13 protein-coding genes are annotated in these 17,544 nt (G+C 47.5%); 12 read left to right on the top strand and 1 reads right to left on the bottom strand.

All coding sequences use genetic code 11. From position 1 onward, the window contains the following. The first annotated feature begins 72 nt into the window (after positions 1 to 72). The 5 genes from T456_RS0109490 (at position 73) to rpe (ending at position 4,942) form a co-directional block, all read left to right on the top strand. Positions 73 to 1,665, top strand: a complete 1,593-nt coding sequence (locus T456_RS0109490; protein ID WP_024865938.1) for a xylulokinase — start codon at positions 73 to 75, stop codon at positions 1,663 to 1,665. 101 nt (positions 1,666 to 1,766) lie between these two features. After that, complete coding sequence (locus tag T456_RS0109485) at positions 1,767 to 2,471, top strand: L-ribulose-5-phosphate 4-epimerase (protein ID WP_024865937.1); 705 nt, start codon at positions 1,767 to 1,769, stop codon at positions 2,469 to 2,471. Positions 2,472 to 2,498: 27 nt separating this feature from the next. Then, positions 2,499 to 3,332: a transketolase gene (locus T456_RS0109480; protein ID WP_024865936.1), complete on the top strand. Its 834-nt coding sequence runs from the start codon at positions 2,499 to 2,501 to the stop codon at positions 3,330 to 3,332. Positions 3,333 to 3,347: 15 nt separating this feature from the next. Next, positions 3,348 to 4,289 carry a transketolase family protein gene (locus T456_RS0109475; RefSeq protein ID WP_024865935.1) on the top strand — a complete coding sequence of 314 codons (942 nt, stop codon included), beginning with the start codon at positions 3,348 to 3,350 and terminating at the stop codon, positions 4,287 to 4,289. After that, positions 4,289 to 4,942, top strand: a complete 654-nt coding sequence (gene rpe, locus T456_RS0109470) for a ribulose-phosphate 3-epimerase (protein ID WP_024865934.1) — start codon at positions 4,289 to 4,291, stop codon at positions 4,940 to 4,942. The genes T456_RS0109475 and rpe overlap by 1 nt, the downstream gene beginning before the upstream one ends. Here the strand turns inward: rpe and T456_RS0109465 are convergent. Then, the gene (locus tag T456_RS0109465; protein WP_024865933.1) at positions 4,939 to 5,811 is read right to left on the bottom strand and encodes an AraC family transcriptional regulator; all 873 of its coding nucleotides are present in this window, start codon (positions 5,809 to 5,811) and stop codon (positions 4,939 to 4,941) included. The genes rpe and T456_RS0109465 overlap by 4 nt on opposite strands. 174 nt (positions 5,812 to 5,985) lie before the next feature. On the opposite strand from T456_RS0109465, the gene T456_RS0109460 reads away from it, so the two are divergent. From T456_RS0109460 to T456_RS0109430, 7 genes are all read left to right on the top strand, one after another. Then, positions 5,986 to 9,297: a cellulase family glycosylhydrolase gene (locus T456_RS0109460; protein WP_081749051.1), complete on the top strand. Its 3,312-nt coding sequence runs from the start codon at positions 5,986 to 5,988 to the stop codon at positions 9,295 to 9,297. A 183-nt stretch (positions 9,298 to 9,480) separates the two neighbouring features. Continuing rightward, positions 9,481 to 10,908, top strand: a complete 1,428-nt coding sequence (locus T456_RS23075) for an ABC transporter permease (protein ID WP_024865931.1) — start codon at positions 9,481 to 9,483, stop codon at positions 10,906 to 10,908. Between the two features lie 16 nt (positions 10,909 to 10,924). Then, positions 10,925 to 11,851, top strand: coding sequence for a carbohydrate ABC transporter permease (locus T456_RS0109450; RefSeq protein WP_051465010.1), 927 nt, complete (start codon positions 10,925 to 10,927; stop codon positions 11,849 to 11,851). Between the two features lie 125 nt (positions 11,852 to 11,976). Next, positions 11,977 to 13,626, top strand: a complete 1,650-nt coding sequence (locus tag T456_RS0109445; protein ID WP_024865929.1) for a DUF3502 domain-containing protein — start codon at positions 11,977 to 11,979, stop codon at positions 13,624 to 13,626. 119 nt (positions 13,627 to 13,745) lie between these two features. Beyond that, on the top strand, positions 13,746 to 14,753 hold the full coding sequence (locus tag T456_RS0109440) for a LacI family DNA-binding transcriptional regulator (protein WP_035801824.1): 1,008 nt from the start codon (positions 13,746 to 13,748) through the stop codon (positions 14,751 to 14,753). Between the two features lies 1 nt (position 14,754). Beyond that, positions 14,755 to 16,095: a glycoside hydrolase family 30 protein gene (locus T456_RS0109435; protein WP_024865927.1), complete on the top strand. Its 1,341-nt coding sequence runs from the start codon at positions 14,755 to 14,757 to the stop codon at positions 16,093 to 16,095. A 169-nt stretch (positions 16,096 to 16,264) separates the two neighbouring features. After that, positions 16,265 to 17,368, top strand: coding sequence for a phosphate/phosphite/phosphonate ABC transporter substrate-binding protein (locus T456_RS0109430; protein WP_024865926.1), 1,104 nt, complete (start codon positions 16,265 to 16,267; stop codon positions 17,366 to 17,368). Positions 17,369 to 17,544 lie beyond the last annotated feature (176 nt).

Genomic DNA, 17,544 nt, shown 5'->3' with positions numbered 1-17,544 from the left:
CAAAAAGGCGTTGCAATAAATAATAAACAAATGGGGATGGCTGCGGTTATCGCAGCAGTAAGGAGACAGATTATGGGTGATGTAAAAAAGGCTATAGCAGAGGGAAAGACATTACTGGGTATCGAGTTTGGTTCCACCAGGATCAAGGCTGTTCTTACAGACTATGATTACAATCCTATCGCATCCGGTTCACACGGATGGGAGAACCGTCTGGACAACGGTATCTGGACCTACACACTGGATGATATCTGGGAAGGACTCAGAGACTGCTACAAGAATCTTGCGGCAGATGTTGAGAAGCAGTACGGCGAGAAGCTTGAGAGCGTAGGTGCCATGGGCTTTTCTGCCATGATGCACGGATATATGGCATTTAACGGACAGGAGCTTCTGGTTCCCTTCAGAACCTGGAGAAACACCATTACGGAAGAAGCTTCCGAGAAGCTCACAGACCTGTTTGGATATCACATTCCTCAGAGATGGAGCATTGCTCACCTCTATCAGGCAATCCTCAACGGTGAGGACCACATCGGCAAGATCGATTTCTTCACAACCCTTGCAGGCTACATTCACTGGCAGCTCACAGGTGAGAAGGTTCTGGGCGTCGGCGATGCATCCGGAATGTTCCCTATCGATTCCGCAACCTGCGACTACAACCAGAAGATGCTGGATCAGTTTGACGAGCTCATTGCAGACAAGAACCTTGGCTGGAAGATAAGGGACATCATTCCCAAGTCTCTTCCCGCAGGAGCAGCCGCAGGCAAACTTACAGAAGAGGGTGCAAAAAAGCTGGATCCCACCGGAACGCTCAAGGCAGGAATCCCTGTATGTCCTCCCGAGGGTGATGCAGGAACCGGCATGGTTGCAACAAACTCCGTAGGCGTAAGGACAGGTAACATCTCCGCCGGAACTTCCGTATTCTCAATGGTTGTTCTTGAGCACAGCCTTTCAAAGGCATATCCCGAACTTGACCTGGTAACAACACCTTCAGGTGAGGAAGTTGCCATGGTTCACTGCAACAACTGTACTTCCGATCTGAATGCATGGGTAAGCCTCTTTAGAGAGTTTGCCTCTGCCATCGGCAAGGAGGTTGACGACGATACTCTTTACGGAACACTTTATCGCAGAGCTATGGAGGGAGATGCAGACTGTGGCGGACTCCTTGCCTATAACTATTTCTCAGGTGAGTCCATCACAGGCTTCAATGAGGGAAGGCCTCTCTTTGTAAGAAGACCTGATGACAAGTTTAATCTTGCAAACTTCATGAGAACACATCTTTATACATCTCTTGGAGCTCTCAAGGCAGGTAACGACATCCTTATGAAGGAGGAGAACGTAAAGGCAGACTTCTTCTTCGGACAGGGCGGATTCTTCAAGGTTCGCGGAGTTGGTGACAGAGTAATGGCAGCAGCCCTTAACACTCCCATCAAGCTTATGGAGACAGCAGGAGAGGGCGGTCCCTGGGGACAGGCTATCCTTGCAGGCTACATGGTTCAGAAGGCTGAGGGAGATACCCTTGAGAAGTACCTCAACGAAAAGGTATTCGTTGGCGGCAAGGTTGAGACCTGCGAGCCCGACAGCGATGATGTAAAGGGCTTTGATGATTTCATGAAGGATTACAATGCCGGACTTGCAATAGAGAGAGCAGCAGTAGATAACCTTAAGTAATCACCCTGTGAAAGCAGAACTTCCTTTTTGGTAACAATAGAGCAATAATTACGGAGCATTGTAATGATGCTCCGTAATACAATTATGGATGGAGAAATATTATGTTAGAAGAACTCAAGAAAAAAGTTTATGAAGCCAATATCCTGCTTCCCAAATACGGCCTGGTTACCTTTACCTGGGGCAATGTGAGCGAGATAGACAGAGAGAGCGGTTTATTTGTTATCAAGCCAAGCGGCGTAGATTATGATACAATGACACCGGACGATATGGTTGTTATGGACCTTAACGGCAACAAGGTTGAGGGAAAGTTAAATCCCTCCTCCGACACTCCGACCCACGTTGAGATCTACAAGGCCTTTAAGGATGTGGGAGGTGTGGTCCATACCCATTCTTCATACGCAACAAGCTGGGCTCAGGCAGGCAGGAGTATTCCCTGCTACGGAACAACCCATGCGGATTATTTCTACGGTGAGATTCCCTGCGTAAGGTGCCTTAACAAGGACGAGATAGAGTCTGCCTACGAGGAGAACACGGGACATCTTATCGTGGACGAATTTAATCGTATGGGCAAAGATCCTGTTGCAGTTCCCGCCGTTTTGTGTAAAAATCACGGTGTGTTCACCTGGGGCAAGGATGCTCACGAAGCAGTTCACAATGCCGTAGTGGCAGAGGAAGTTGCCAAGATGGCCTACAGATGCGAAGTGATCAATCCCGAGGTTAAGCCTGCTCCCCAGGAGCTGCAGGACAAGCACTACTACCGTAAGCACGGCGCAAACGCGTATTATGGTCAGCAATCCGAAGGCTGAACGACGTTTTTTATTTAAGGAGGAAATATGGAGAACTTAGAATTGCAGAAAATTGCAAACGAAGTCCGCAAGGGCATTGTTACAGCGGTTCATGCGGCAAAGGCCGGACATCCCGGCGGATCCTTATCAGCAGCAGATATCTTCACATATCTGTATTTTGAGGAGATGAATGTAGATCCCAAGGATCCTAAGAACCCCGACAGAGACCGCTTTGTTCTTTCAAAGGGACATACAGCACCCGGCCTTTACTCTGTAATGGCACAGAAGGGCTACTTCCCTGTTGAGGAGCTCACAACACTTCGTAAGCTGGGATCAAGACTTCAGGGTCACCCCAGTATGCAGTACCTTCCCGGCCTTGATATGAGCAGCGGCTCACTTGGACAGGGCATCTCGGTTGCCTGCGGAATGGCTCTTTCTGCAAAACTTGATAATAAAGACTACAGAACCTATACGCTTCTTGGCGACGGTGAGATCGAAGAGGGCCAGGTTTGGGAGGCAGCTATGTTTGCAGGCTTCCGTAAGCTGGACAACCTTGTTGTTATCGTAGACAACAACGGTCTTCAGATCGACGGACCTATCGATCAGGTATGCTCACCTTATCCCATTGACAAGAAGTTTGAAGCTTTCAACTTCCATGTTATCAATATCGATGCCCATGACTTTGATGCCATCAGAGCAGCCTTCAAAGAGGCCAGAGAGACTAAGGGTCAGCCTACAGCCATCATCGCACACTCCCTCAAGGGTAAGGGCGTTTCCTTCATGGAAGGCCAGGTTGCATGGCACGGCGTAGCACCTAACGACGAAGAATATGCTATCGCTATGGCGGATCTTGAGAAGATCGGCAAAGAGTTGGAAGGCTGAGAAGGAGGTTGAAGCATGAGTGAAGTTAAGAAGATAGCTACAAGAGACAGCTATGGAAAAGAACTTATAGAGCTTGCCAAGGTTAACGACAAGGTTGTAGTCCTTGATGCAGACCTGGCAGCAGCAACAAGAACCGGATGGTTCAAGAAGGAATTCCCCGATCGTCACATCGACTGCGGTATCGCAGAGTGCAATATGATGGGCATCGCAGCAGGCCTTGCAACAACAGGCAAGATCCCTTTTGTAAGCACCTTTGCAATGTTTGCTACAGGACGTGCCTTTGAGCAGGTTCGTAATTCCATCGGATACCCCCACCTTAACGTTAAGATCGGCGGAACCCACGCAGGTATCACTGTAGGTGAGGACGGTGCCAGCCATCAGTGTAACGAGGACATCGCACTTATGCGCACCATTCCCGGAATGGTTGTTATGTGTCCCGCAGATGATATCGAGGCAAGAGCCTGCGTAAGAGCAGCAGCTGAGCACGAGGGCCCTGTTTATATCAGATTCGGCCGTGCAGCCTGCCCTGTAGTTAACGACAGACCCGATTACAAATTCGAAATCGGAAAAGGTACTGTACTTAGAGAGGGTACTGATGTTAGTATTATTGCAACAGGTATCGGCGTTGGAGCAGCACTTGAGGCAGCTGAGAAGCTTGCTGCAGACGGCATCAGCGCTGAGGTTGTAAATATCTGCACCATCAAACCCATCGACAGAGAGGTTGTAGTTGCAACAGCAAAGAAGACCGGTAAGGTTGTTACCGTTGAGGAGCATTCCGTTATCGGCGGTCTCGGAAGTGCTGTATGTGACGTCCTTTCAGAGGAGTGCCCTACAGTAGTAAAGAAGATCGGTATGCAGGATAAGTTCGGCGAGTCCGGCTCTGCAGGAGATCTGGTTAAGAAGTACGGCCTTGATGGTGACGGAGTATACTCATCAGTAAAGGAATTTTTAGGTTAATGAATATTTTAAGTCCTTCAATTTTAGCAGCGGATTTTAAAAACCTGGGTCAGCAGATCGCCGACGTGGACGAGGCTGGTGCACCCTACCTTCATGTAGATGTTATGGATGGCACGTTTGTGCCATCCATTTCCTTTGGAATGCCGGTGATTAAGAGCATCAGAAGTGCATCGGACATGGTGTTTGATGTGCATCTTATGATCGTGGATCCTATAAGATACATTGAGGAGTTTGCAGAGAGCGGTGCAGACATCATCACTTTCCACATCGAGGCAGCAGACGATCCACAGGCTGTCATAGACAAAATCCACAGCCTTGGCAAAAAAGCCGGTATCTCCATCAAGCCCGGTACGGCAGTAGATGTACTTGAGCCCTATCTTGATAAGGTCGACATGATCCTGGTGATGACAGTAGAGCCCGGTTTTGGCGGGCAGCCCTTTATCGAGGCAACCTACGACAAGATAAAGGCTGTAAGGAAGATGTTAAATGACAGAGGTCTTGATACTGACGTTCAGGTAGACGGAGGTATCACCAAAGACAATATTAAGAAGGTCATCGCAGCCGGCGCCAATGTTATAGTGGCCGGTTCCTCGGTTTTCAGAGGCGATGCAAAAGAAAATGCAAAAGAACTGATAAAACTCATGGAAGCCTAAACTTCCATGAGTTTTTTTCTGTAGGCCACAGGAGTGCAGCCAAAAGTCTCATTGAACATTTTTCTGAAGAGCTTGTAATTGGTAAAGCCGTGTTTTTCCAGAATATCCTTAAGGGGCAGGTCAGTCTCTGCCAGGTCTTTCCTGATCTTGGCAAGTCTCAGATCGTTTAAATATCTGGTGTAGGTGATCCCCATCTGTTTCTTGAAAAAGTGGCAGAAGTATTCCTTCTGGAAGCAGGCCACAGAAGCAATTTCATCAAGGCTTATCTGGGATGCATAGTTGTTGTCCAGATAGTCCAGGATATTCTGGATCCTGCCAAAGGTCTTGGTCTCTTTTCTGCTGTCTGTATCACTTACTTCCTCGGAGAAGTTGTGATAGATCTGGAACATGAATTCAAAGAGCAGTGAATTAAATCTAAGAATTTCCCCTTCAGGCTTTACCTCAAAAACAACCTGCATCTGTTTTATTATTTCGATAAGTTGCAGAACCTTGGTCCTTACAATTGGGTTATCGCTTTTGCAGTTAAGCTCAAACCTTCTGGAATTAAGGTCCGGGATATAGCGCTCCAAAAGAGGATAGGGGAGCTGAATAAGAACCGCCTTGTTGCCATTCAGGGACTTGGTGGAGTGGGGAATTGCCGAATCCACAAGAAAAACATCTCCCGGAAGCAGCTCGGTGGTGCTTCCGTTCACTGTGATATCAACTTCTCCCTCAAGTATGTACATGACCTCAATGGCGGAATGCCAATGGGTAGCCACATAGGAACTGGAGTCATCAAAGACCCAGAAAAAGATATCCAGTCCGTCTGTTATTCTGTCGTTTTCATGCCTTAAAAAGGCCTGATCTCTAAGTTCATAGCTCTTTTCCATAATGGAGTCATTTTATTATATCCAAAACAAAAAAGCAATATTGACCTATCACAAAACAAGTATGCCCCTATTATCCCCCTCTTCCCGATGCTAAGATAAATCCGTTTCGTAAGCCACATTATACGGGGGAAGAACGTGGTAAAAAACTAAAGCAAAGGGAGGAATTACAAAGGTATGAGTATCAAAACGAAACATATGTCACTGTTGAAACGCAGTTTTGCCCTGGCAATGTCAGCTGTGCTTGCGCTGGGGACACCTGGAATTCCTGCTATGGCAACGGAGGGAGAAGCGATGCAAGAATCATCGGCCTTTATCAAGGCAGACGGGAAGAACCTGCGAACCGACTATGGCCGCGGAGACATCATTAACCTTCGAGGCACCAATGCAGGCGGATATCTTCTGCAGGAATTCTGGATGACACCTTCAGGTGAATCCGCAGCGGTGTATGATCAGTCCACAATCCTTTCAAATCTCACAGAGAGATTCGGAGAGGATGGGGCAAAAGAGCTGGTGGACACCTGGGAAGCAGCCTACTGGCAGGAAGAGGACTTTGCAAACTGCAAGGCCATGGGAATGAACACTATCCGTCTTCCGTTCTGGTGGAGAAACCTGGTGGATGAAAACGGAAATTATTACGGCTATGACGAGGGCGTAGCAGATCCTTACGCTGCAGCTTTTGAGAGACTTGACTGGTTTGTGGACATGTGCTCCAAGTACGGTCTTTACGTGATCCTTGATATGCACGGAGCTCCCGGCTCCCAGAACGGAAGCGACCACTCCGGCAAGGATGGCAAGGATGCAAAAGAAGCGGGATCAGAGTTTTTCTTCGGCGACAATGCCGGAGCAAATCAGGAGCTCTATTACAGCTTGTGGAGAGTTATCGCCGCAAGGTACAACGGCAATGCCACCGTTGCAGGCTATGATCTTCTCAATGAGCCCTATTGCACCTATCGTTACAATTCTTCAAAGTCTGCAGATGAGCTCCATTCCATTCTCTGGGATGTCTACGACAAAGCTTATGACGTTATAAGACAGGAAGATCCCGACCATGTGGTTATCATGGAAGCCACCTGGAATCCCGAGGACCTTCCCAATCCCGACGACTACGGCTGGGAAAATGTAATGTATGAGTATCATAATTATCTCTACGATGATTATGACAATGTGGGCGGCGGTCAGATCGTCAACATGGAGAACAAGACCAATGCAATCGGCAACGCAGACTACAACGTACCCAGCTACATGGGCGAGTTCAACTATTTCAACAGCATCGATGCCTGGGATGAGGGCCTGGGGCTTCTTACAGAGCTTGGTATCAACTGGACATCCTGGACCTATAAGACCATTACCGGTTACGGAAACTGGGGACTTTACCATCATCCCGAGTACATGGACAACGGTCTTGATATTTCCACAGCAGAATTCGATGAGATAAAAGAGCTGTGGGCAAATTCCGCAACTTCTGTAGGAAGCGCAAATACAGAACTCATAAACGTTGTGAGCAAGTGGTGCAATGCGCAGACTTTTGAGAACACAACAGAGCCTGTCACAGCAGAGCCCGTAAGTGATTTTCTCAGTGGCTGGCAGAAGCTTGAGACAGAAGATGAGGCTGTATGCGCCATAAAAGGCGGCAAAGTAGAGGAGCAGAACTTCTACTCCGGCGGCAAAGCTGCAGGAAACATGAACAATCCTGATGTTACAGCAGAGAATGTGACAGAGGACTGGTCAAATATCAATTACCTGACCTTTACCGTTAAGGCTTTGGACAAGGGAACATATCCCATTGTTATGCATTACAACGGCGACGACGACAAGGAGATCCTTGTTAAAGCCGGAGACAATGATGCGCAGCTTGTGTCTGTACCCAGGCTTTCAGGCGGAGCATGGGATAAGATGCATGATGTTGTTGCCTATGTGAACCTCGAGAAGGGCGAGAATACCGTTAAGATCTCAGGCGCTCTGGGAAGCGGCTGGATGAATATCGATTACATCGCCACCACAAGACATTTTGTGACCCTTAAGGAAGACGGAACCTTAAGACTTGAGGGTGAGTTCTACTACACTAATGCAGGGCTTGAGGGACAGTCATTCTTTTCAGCAGGCTACGCGGTTGGTAATCTTAACACCCATGTTGCCTTTGATGAGATTGCTGAAGACTGGTCCAACATGAAGTATGTTGATTTTGTCATCTTTGCTCAGAAGGCCGGCGACTATCGTCTTACCTGGCACTGGAACGGAAACGGCCAGGATGGAATGGTTGCGGTGTACAAACTCAATGGCGGTGAGAACACAGCCATTACTCTGGACAACGCAGGAGCACCCTGGAATTCCATGAATAGCTCCGTGCTTGATATTCATCTTGAGGAAGGCTTCAATAATTTCATGCTTTCAGGTACCATCATCGACCAGGATGACTGGGCAAATATCGATTGCATTGACATTATAAGTGCCGATGAGATTGAAGCTCCCGACGGATATCCTGAGCCTGTAAGCGGCTTTGTAAGAGTTAAGGGCGATGCTGTCTCTTTTGACGAGAGCACTGTAAACGTAGCGGTTGATGCTGAATTTGCGGGTCAGTACAGATATTTTGCCGGCTACATGAAGGACGGCGAGGAGCCTGAATTCAGAACCGTATTTGGAACAGCAGACCTTGCGGAAGGTGCAAACACGGTAAGCTTTGCCAACGAGGCAGCTGAAGGAGAGCAGGTGGTATTCCTGGATCTTGCGGCTGTTCCCGTGACCATTATCGAAGAGACAGGCGCAGAGAGATACGAGGCAGAGGATCACAATGTGAGATCTGCGAACAATCCTCCTGCAGAGCACCAGAGCTTCTACTCAGGACGTGCAGATGCAAACGGCGTAGGTGGAATGGGTGCAACAGTATCATCCTTCGTTGTAGGTGATGACATCATCGCCAAGAAACTGAACTACACAGACTACAGCATTTTTGCGGCTAAGGCCGGAAATTATAAGATCACTGTTGCGGCAAACGGCGCAGGAGCAGATATGACAGCTGTATACCAGCTTGAGGGACAGCCAAGTGTATCATTTGAACTGCCCAACAACGGCCAGGGCTGGGATCACATGATCTATGCAGACATAGAGGTTGAGCTGAAGGAAGGCTACAACAGACTGATCCTCGGTGGAACCTGGAACGGAGACTGGCTCAACTACGACTACATTGATGTGGTTTCTGCAGATACACAGACAGAAGATCCTCAGGATCCCCAGGAGCCCGAGGACCCTGAAGAGCCCGAAGACCCTGAAGATCCTGAAGATCCTCAGAATCCCGGCGAGACGATTGAGCCAACAGATCCTGAGAATCCGGACAATCCTGCTCAGCCCGAGAATCCTGAAAATCCTGATGAACCCGGCCAGGATGAGCCGCATAATCCTTCAACACCTGTTACACCTGTGACCATTATCAAGGTTGTTGTTAAGGTTGTTACAAGGGTTATCAGGTGGATATTCAGTCTTTTCCCTTGATAGGGATCTAAGGAATAAAAACGTTTTAGTAGATTCAACAGAATTTTTACGTGTCGCTTTGTGCATTGCTTACAAAATTGTTATCAACATATTGCAAGCAATTGCACAAAGTGCTAGACTACGAACAACAGAACAATAAAAACGTTTTTATTCAAGTTTTACAAAGCTTTTTGGGAGGTTCCTATGAGGAATAAATGGATATCGGGGATCAGTGCTGTATGCCTCATCCTTGCACTCCCGTTTTTCAACTGGATCAAGGTTGTCAATCTGGTAGCTCTTTTCTCCAGAATAGGAGTTACCAAGGACATGGCGAAGGACCTGCTTACGGGATACAACCTGTACAATCTTCTCTCCTTTGTCCAGTACGCTAATCAGGGAGTTTTGGGACTGTTCGCAATGGTCCTGCTGATACTTACCGCCGCAGCCATCTACTTCAACGTGGCATTTATCATTCGCAGCCTTCTGGGGATCAAAAAGGGTAAAGGCGAGCTTTCCCTTCTGGCTGCAGGCAAATGCGCATTCCTGTTTGAGTTTCTGACAGCGGCAGCAACAATTGCATTTGTGATCTTCTCAAATGCCAAATTCAAAATGACGGGCTTTCTTCCCGGAGCAGTGGTTTATATAGAGCTGGTGATCTCTATAGCCGCTTACATCTACATCAAAATTCTTGAGAAGAAAGAGAGAGATAAATACAGAGAGCACGGCCTTTGGGTGGAACTCAAGAGGAACTGGGTACTGTTCGTTATGCTGATACCGACCTTCGTGTACTTCATGATCAACAACTACCTCCCCATGCTTGGTGTGTACTTCGCCTTTACGTCATTCAATTTCAGAGACGGTCTCTGGTCCAGCCCCTTCACCGGATTCAAGAATTTTGAATTCCTGATCAAGGCAGACCTGTTCAGACTCACCAAGAACACAGTACTTTACAACGTTGTTTTCATCGGTATAGGCAATATCCTTCAGATCTTTTTTGCCATACTGGTAAGCCGTGTGACAGTCAAATGGTTCAAGAAGACTTCACAGACACTGATGTTCATGCCCTACTTCGTATCCTTCGTTATCCTGAAGGTTATCGTGTATAACGTATTTGAATATCAGTACGGTCTTATAAACAATCTGGTTACACAGATGGGAGGAGAGAGGATTGACTTCTACAACAATCCCTCCTACTGGCCTTTCCTTATCACCTTCTTCTATCTCTGGAAGAATATCGGATACGGAATGGTTGTATATCTGGCCACCATCATGGGCATAGACAATGAGATCTATGAGGCGGCAAGAGTGGACGGAGCCAATGAGCTTCAGCAGATATGGTACATCACACTGCCACACATCAAGCCCACATTCATAATCCTTCTGCTCTACGCACTGGGAAGCATTATGAAAGGCCAGTTCGAGCTGTTCTATCAGCTTATCGGAAACAACGGAGTTTTGTTCAACGCAACGGATATTTTTGACACCTACGTTTACAGAATCACAATGACGCAGCCTCTGTCCATTGGACTTGGAACTGCGGCAGGTCTTTACCAGTCACTGTTCGGCTTCTTGATCATTGTTCTTGTGAACTACATCGTTAAAAAGAGAAATCCGGAATACGCATTATTCTAAAGAAAGGAGCACAAAGATGGCAAGAGATCTGGATTACGAACCTTCTGCCCCCAAGACCATCAAAAAGTCCACAGGCACGAAAGTTTTTGAGGCCATCGCATATACTCTCCTGATACTTGGATCGATCATATGCGTGCTGCCTTTCATAATAATTGTTTCCGGTTCCTTTACGGACAACGCAACAATCCTTACACAGGGTTATTCACTGCTCCCGAGAGACTTTACACTCTCTGCCTACCAGACCATCTTCAAGTCACCCAAGGATATCCTTCAGGCTTACAAGATGACACTGTACTACACAGTAGTGGGAACAGGCCTGGGACTTATGATGATAACCCTCACAGGCTATGTTATTTCAAGAAAAGAGTTCAAGTACAGAAATACGGTTTCATTCCTCATCTATTTCACAAGTATCTTTGGAGGTGGAATGATCCCCTGGTACCTGATGTATGCCAATGTTCTTGGCCTTAAGGGTTCAACCCTGGCAATCTGGTTCCCGGCACTGATGAGTCCCTTCCTGGTAATCCTTATGAGGACCTTCATCGTAGGTGCCGTGCCCGATGCCATCACAGAGTCCGCCAAGATCGACGGAGCCGGACATTTCACGATCTTCTTCAGGATTGTCCTTCCGGTATTGAAACCCGGCCTTGCTACGGTAGGTCTTTTCCTGGCTCTGGGTTACTGGAACGACTGGTACAGATCCTCAATGTTCAGTACCAATTCATCAACCTGGCAGCTTCAGTTCTACCTGTACGACCTCTTAAATGCCACAACAGCCATGAAGCAGATGGCAAGTAACGTCAGCATGAAGACTGCAGATCTGCCTACCGAGTCGGTTAAGCTGGCCATGGCAGTAGTAGCTACGGGTCCTGTACTTTTGTTCTATCCCTTCGTTCAGAGATTCTTCGTTTCGGGAATCACTGTAGGAGCGGTAAAAGGCTGAGAGAACCCGGCGAGGTGTTTTCGAGCCTGGTTCGAACGTGTTCTGGACAACGCGCAGCGTTGGAGCAGAACTTCCTTGTTAAAAATGGTAAATAAAAGATTTTCATATCACAAAGGAGGCAAAATATGAAAAAGAAAGTTTTAAGCGCATTGTTGTCAATGGCAATGGTTGCCGGCGTGATCACAGGTTGCGGCGGTCAGGCTACACAGTCAGCAGCTGATCAGCTGGAGGCTGAGGGCGTTGAGGAGATTCCTGTAGCTGAGACTCAGGAAGAGACCACTGAGGCAGAGGCTCCTGCAGCAGAGGCAAAAGAGCTGGATCTTTCCCAGCAGGTTGACCTGGTATTCTACGTAATGGGTGATGCTCCCCAGGACGAAGAACTTGTTGAGGCAGCCCTTAACGAGAAGCTCCTTGAGAAGTGCAATGCAACTGTTGATATGCAGTTCTCAACATGGACAGATTTTCAGCAGAAGTATGCTAACGAGATCACAGCTCAGAGCGCAGACCTTATCTACATCGCTAACTGGCTTAACTACGGCCAGCTTGCAAGCAGCGGAGCTTTCGAAGAGCTTGATGAGATGCTTGATACTGTAGCTCCTGATCTTAAGGCACTTGTAGGTGATGCAAACCTCAATATGTGCAAGGTTGGCGGCAAGATCTACGCAGTACCCAACACATGGGCTGAGTATGTATGTAACGGTGTAAAGTACAGAGAAGACCTTCGTGCTAAGTACGATCTTCCTGTTCCCGATTCACTTGAGAACCTTGAGGCATATCTTCTTGGAATCAAGGAAAACGATCCCAGCCAGGGACTTCTTACTGTAACAACAGAAGAGAGCCAGGGACTTAAGACAGGTTTCGATGCAGCATGGGCACTTAACTTCAAGTACAACTGGGTTGCAAACAACGGTCTTGATTACGGCCTTGCAGCAAACTATGACACACCTTCAGATGTTTATGATTACTGGTATTCAGATGACTTCGTAGATGACATGAAGACAATGAAGAGATGGGCTGACGAAGGATTCTGGTCAAAGAGCGCACTTTCAGATACAAACAATTCAGATGCATATAAGAACGGCCTTTGCGTAGCAGAAGTTGCAGGCCAGAACCCCAACAAGCAGATCACAGCTATTGCTGATTTTGAGAATGCAGGACAGGGCTGGGAGTCAGCTTATGTAGCATACGGCGAGACAAACGGCGTTATCTATCCCGGACACGCAACACAGAACGGAACAGCTATCGTAAGAGGCTGCAAGGATCCCGAGAGAGCACTTCTTGTACTTCAGGCTATGCTCTGCGATGACGAGATCAACGCAATCGTTCAGTACGGTATCAAGGGAACACACTATGATGTAGCAGACGGCATCTACAAGAACCTTCAGGAAGAAGCAGGCGAGACACCTACATTCCCTTATGAGGGATTCAACACATGGAACCTTCGTAACGGCGAGACAAAGCTTCCTCAGAAGACAGATGTTAAGCTTCAGGAGATGTTCGACAAGTACGCAGATCTTGGCGCAAAGACCAAGTTCCCTAACGTTAACATCTATGACGGATTCTCAGAGAACTATGATTCCTACAGCGCTGAGAGATCAGCAGTCAGCAACGTAATGAGACAGTACCTTGCTCCTCTTGAGGCAGGTCTTGTTGATGACGTTGATGCAGCAGTAGAAGAGTTCAGAGATAAGATGAAAGAGGCAGGAATTGACAAGTGCCGTGAAGAGTACACCAAGCAGTGGATCGCATACTGCGAGGAGTATGACTACAAGTAATCTTTCAGCACTCCTCTTGATCTCATTTTAGTGTGATATAATGGCAGAGGGTAAAAACGATTTTGCCCTCTGCCTGTAATAAAGATTATGCAGATGATATGGGAAAAGGGGTATCAGTCTTGTCTAAGGAAACAAACAAAAAAATAACTATAAAAGATGTGGCAAAAGAAGCGGGAGTTTCAATTTCTACTGTATCTAATGCCCTCAATAACGTGAATGTTCTTCATCCCGACACCAAGGAAAGAGTACTGGAGGTGGCGAGAAGACTCAACTATACCCCGAACCTTAACGGAAGGAACCTGAAGGCTCAGGCCACGGGAGTTCTCGGACTGTTTCTTGGGGCGATAAGAGGTCCCTACTACGGTGAACTTTCCGATGCGGTGAACCGTGCCTGTCAGGAAGGCGGATATGAGCTGGAGATATTCTTGAGTTCCGATCCCTCCCATATCCTTGCCAATATCATGGGGCACAGAGTGGACGGTGCCATCATCCTTAACTCCGCGATCGGACCGGAGCAGGAACAGATACTTAAGAACCAGGGAATTCCCACAGTTTACATCGACCGTATTCTGGTTGGGGAGCGGTCCTCCAGTGTGGTGTTTGATTCCCACAGCGGGGGAGAACAAGCTGCCAAGTTCCTGCTGGAACTGGGGCACAAGAAGTTTATGTATATTGAAGGAGTATCTGACAACTACGACAGTATCGAGCGTAAGAAAGGCTTCTTTGAGGTCTTGAAACGCGCCGGTATAACCGTGGATAAAGACTACATTTTAAAAGGTGAATTTGAGAGGGTGAATGCCTACAACGCTGTAAGAGATTTCCTGGAATCGGGAAAACCATTGCCTGACGCCGTTTTTGCGGCGAACGACTTAAGTGCCATAGGTGTGCTTGAGGCTTTCAGGGACGGAGGCGTCAAAGTTCCCGATCAGGTTAGCGTTATGGGATGTGACGACATAGAGACCACAAGGCTTGTGAGTCCCTCCTGTACCACCATCAGAACCTTTTTTGAAAAACAGGGCATCATAGCAGTAGAACAGCTTATCCGTATGATCAAGGGTGATCCCGGAGAGCTTATAACATTGAATGGAAGGATAATCCCGCGCGATTCAACAACAGCAAAGGATTGATATGAAAAATATAAAAGTAACGCAGACCAATCCTGCCAAAGGCCAGTTCTGGAGTGAGAGCAGTGCTTCGGATGCAGGCCCTGCAGGCGAGATGAAGCTTGTGGCGGTTTATCCTGAAGAACAGGAGACAACCATCAGAGGCTTCGGAGGTGCATTTACGGAGGCCGCAGCCCACACATATTGCACCCTCGGTGAGGACAAGAGAAAAGAGCTTATCACAGATCTTTTTGGAGATGAGGGCCTTCGCTACAATATCGGCCGCATCCACATGAACAGCTGCGATTTTGCATTGGGCAACTATACCTATATAGAAGAGGGGGACGAGAGTCTTAGTACCTTCGATATTGCCCACGATGAAAAAGAGATCATTCCCATGATCGAAGCAGCTAGGAAAGAGCTGGGCAGACAGCCGGTTCTTATTATGGCTCCCTGGTCACCTCCATCGTTTATGAAGACCAACGGGGAGATGAACCATGGCGGAGAGCTTAAGAGCGAGTACAGAAAGCTCTGGGCGGATTATTACGTTAAGTTTATTCATGAATACAAGAAGAGGGGTATCGATATTTCTTTTACCTCCATCCAGAATGAACCCAACGCCACGCAGACCTGGGATTCCTGCAGATACAACGCTGATCAGGAAGCTGAGTTTGCTGTGGAATATCTGGGACCTGCTCTGGAAAAGGCAGGAATGCTTGGAGATGTTCGAATCCTTGTGTGGGATCACAACAAGGAGATCGCCTATGACAGATTCAGACAGATAATGGGCAGGGAAGGTGCAGACAAGTATATTTTCGGATGTGCCGTGCACTGGTATACGGGAGATCACTTTGAAAACCTTGGTCTTATTAAGAAACATTTCCCTTCAAAAGAGATCTTTTTTACTGAGGGGTGTGTTGAATATTCAAGGTTTTCCGGGGAAGGTGATCTTCACAATGCCGAGATGTATGCCCACCAGATGCTTGGTAATCTAAAGGGCGGTATTACCGCAATATTTGACTGGAATCTGATCGTTGACTATCAGGGCGGCCCCAACCATGTGGGCAACTACTGTGATGCGCCCATTAAAGCCAACGAAGCCGGAGATGATTACGAGAAGAAGCTTTCCTATTACTATATTGGACATTTTTCCAGATACGTTAAAGAGGGAGCTAAGCTCATCGTATCATCCGGATATTCCGATAAGGTTGAAAGTGTAGCCTTCCTTAATCCCGATGGGGAGAGGGTGGTTGTGCTGCTTAACAGAGCAGACGAGGACATGCCTGTCGTTTTGGGCGAGGGGGAGTCCTCTGCAAAGCTTCTTGTTTCGGCACATTCCATATTGACAGTGACCTACTCTGCTTGAGCGCTTTAACTCGCCAAAGCGAGGATTTCATTGACAAACAGGGGCTTATCACTTACACTTTTGTCGTGTAATTAGCAAGGAGTACCCATGTGTAATACACGTGGGTATTTTTTTGCGGAAAAATCATTTTTTTAAGACCTTATATATGTAAGGCAGGAGGATTATTATTATGAAGAGGATTTTAGCAACTATGCTCGCAAGCGTTTCATGTGTTGCAATGCTTGCAGGATGCGGCAATTCAGCATCAACTGAGACTGCTACAGAGACAGCAGAGGCTGTTGTTGAGCAGGCGGCAGAAGAGACAGCAGAAGCTGTAGCAGAGCCCGCAGGCCCTGTACAGATTGACAAGCTTACAATCGGTTTCGTACCTTCACGTGACCCCGATGAGATTGTTACAGCTACAGAGCCCCTTAAGGAGCTTCTTACAACAGAGCTTGCAGGTCTCGGATACGAGGTTGGCGAGGTTGACATCACTGTTGGTACCAGCTACGAGGCAGTAGGTGAGGGACTTTCAGCAGGAACTATCGATGTAGGTCTTATCCCCGGTGGTACATATGTACTTTACGATGACGGATGCGATGTTATCCTTACAGCTACAAGAGACGGTCTTTCAATCGAGAGCCCTGATGCTAAGACATGGAACGACAACAAGCCCACTGAGCCCACAGAGGATCAGGTTACTTTCTATCGCGGACTTATCATCGCAGGACCTTCAGAGGCAGGCCAGGCTATCGCAGCTAAGGTTAACAACGGCGAGGAGATCACATGGGAGGACCTCGATGGTCTTAACTGGAGTGTTATGAACTCTTCATCTTCAGCAGGATATATCTATCCTTCACTCTGGCTCCAGGCTAACTATGAGAAGCACATCACAGACCTTACACATGCTGTACAGGCTGATTCTTACGGTAATGCTTTTGCAAGACTTGCTTCAGGCCAGATCGACGTTCTTTGCTGCTATGCAGATGCAAGACGTGACAACGAGGAGAAGTGGACAACCGAGTTCGGCAGAACAGATTCTATCTGGGATGAGACAAACGTTATCGGTGTTACAGACGGTATCTACAACGATACAATCAGCGTAAGCAAGACATCTGACGTTATGGATGATGCTTTCAAGGCTGCCATCACACAGGCATTCATCAACATCGGAAACACAGATGCTGGTAAGGAAGTTATCTCTATCTACAACCACAACGGATACGTTGAGGCTAAGTCAGAGGACTACGATTCAGAGAGAGCTGCTCAGGAACTCATCAAGTCAATGCAGTAATTAGAGAGCGCTTATAGAGCGAATAAAAAATTAGTGAGGGGGTACAGAAATCATTTCGTCTTACGCAGGCCGTAGATTTTGGTCGGTACCTGGTGAGGTTATTTCGAACCTGGTACCGCTACCAAAAATCTTCGAGCGCAAGCGTGCCAAGTAGACGAAAGATTTTTGCAGCCCCC

The sequence above is a fragment of the Butyrivibrio sp. FCS014 genome (assembly GCF_000526935.1).
Classification (GTDB): domain Bacteria; phylum Bacillota; class Clostridia; order Lachnospirales; family Lachnospiraceae; genus Butyrivibrio.
This window is presented reverse-complemented; position numbering and strand designations above follow the sequence as displayed.

Coding starts and splice junctions, on each gene's coding strand:
- T456_RS0109485 (WP_024865937.1), top strand. CDS start 1,767: ATGTTAGAAGAACTCAAGAAAAAAGTTTATGAAGCCAATATCCTGCTT.
- T456_RS0109460 (WP_081749051.1), top strand. CDS start 5,986: ATGAGTATCAAAACGAAACATATGTCACTGTTGAAACGCAGTTTTGCC.
- rpe (WP_024865934.1), top strand. CDS start 4,289: ATGAATATTTTAAGTCCTTCAATTTTAGCAGCGGATTTTAAAAACCTG.
- T456_RS0109445 (WP_024865929.1), top strand. CDS start 11,977: ATGAAAAAGAAAGTTTTAAGCGCATTGTTGTCAATGGCAATGGTTGCC.
- T456_RS23075 (WP_024865931.1), top strand. CDS start 9,481: ATGAGGAATAAATGGATATCGGGGATCAGTGCTGTATGCCTCATCCTT.
- T456_RS0109490 (WP_024865938.1), top strand. CDS start 73: ATGGGTGATGTAAAAAAGGCTATAGCAGAGGGAAAGACATTACTGGGT.
- T456_RS0109450 (WP_051465010.1), top strand. CDS start 10,925: ATGGCAAGAGATCTGGATTACGAACCTTCTGCCCCCAAGACCATCAAA.
- T456_RS0109465 (WP_024865933.1), bottom strand. CDS start 5,811: ATGGAAAAGAGCTATGAACTTAGAGATCAGGCCTTTTTAAGGCATGAA.
- T456_RS0109480 (WP_024865936.1), top strand. CDS start 2,499: ATGGAGAACTTAGAATTGCAGAAAATTGCAAACGAAGTCCGCAAGGGC.
- T456_RS0109475 (WP_024865935.1), top strand. CDS start 3,348: ATGAGTGAAGTTAAGAAGATAGCTACAAGAGACAGCTATGGAAAAGAA.
- T456_RS0109430 (WP_024865926.1), top strand. CDS start 16,265: ATGAAGAGGATTTTAGCAACTATGCTCGCAAGCGTTTCATGTGTTGCA.
- T456_RS0109435 (WP_024865927.1), top strand. CDS start 14,755: ATGAAAAATATAAAAGTAACGCAGACCAATCCTGCCAAAGGCCAGTTC.